The 969-nt window shown below is 59.4% G+C and carries 2 protein-coding genes; both read left to right on the top strand.

Annotated elements, in window-relative coordinates; all coding sequences use genetic code 11:
* Window positions 1-484 (top strand): DUF932 domain-containing protein (locus A3730_RS12260; RefSeq protein WP_156501187.1); only part of this gene is annotated, 484 nt, incomplete at its 5' end.
* A 61-nt stretch (window positions 485-545) separates the two neighbouring features.
* Window positions 546-969 (top strand): hypothetical protein (locus A3730_RS12255; RefSeq protein WP_063521644.1); only part of this gene is annotated, 424 nt, incomplete at its 3' end.

Here is a 969-nt window from a genome sequence, read left to right as displayed (position 1 = left end):
CGTCGTATGCAACAACACCCTGGCGGTGGCGCTGAATGGCAACACCCATGCGGTGAAGGTACGTCACAACACCACCTTTGATCCGCAGTCTGTGAAGAAACAGCTGGGTATCTCAGTCTCTGCCTGGGATGACTTCATGTATCGCCTGAAGGCCCTCAGCGAGCGCCGCATCACCCGCAAGACCGCCGAGAAGGTCATGCAGACTATCTTCACAGATACCGGCTATCAGCCATCGGGCATGCCGGCGAAGGCCAACGAGCAGGCTATGAAGAAAGCCATGACTCTGTATGAGGGGACTGGTCGCGGGTCGGAGCTGGCGTCCGCCAAGAACACGGCCTACGGCCTGCTCAATGCGGTGACTGAGTTCGTGGACCATGAGCGTCGTGCCCGCAGCACCGACAACCGGCTGGACTCAGCCTGGTTCGGCAAGGGTGCCCAGATCAAGCAACGCGCTCTGGAACAAACCTCCCTGCTGGTCGCCTGACCCCGGTTAGATCTTTTCTTCTCCCTCTCTATTCCCGCTTCAAAGCAACCTGGAGAACACCATGAATTTGAAATGGCTCTACCGCCTGTTGGCGGTATGGGACTGTCGCCCTATGCCTGCTGAATTGGCAGCGGTGTGGGGCGCGTTCCTGCATGAAGGCCTGATGTGCCACCCCGGCGATCCGGGACGCAGTCGCCGCATCCTGGAGACCTGGGACAGTGGCTGCATCGAGCTGATCATCGCCTCGTGCGAATACCTGGACCCACTGTGGCAAACCGTCTCCCACATCTGGTTCGAGCCCCGTGGGCGCCCCGGCATCTTCGAGTATGAAGTGGTCAGTGAGTTGGGCGAATGGCTGGGTGAGCAACTGCTCACTACCGGCCAACTCCCCAGCGACAAGCAAGCTGAACGCTATATCGAAGCGTTGGTGAATGACTTCTTCGAGATCGGTGATGAGTCACCCTCGTCGTCAGGCCGCGCCGCAT

This window comes from Alcanivorax sp. HI0044 (assembly GCF_001634945.1).
Note: the sequence above shows the minus strand (reverse complement) of the source record. Positions and strands in the feature narration are given on the sequence as shown.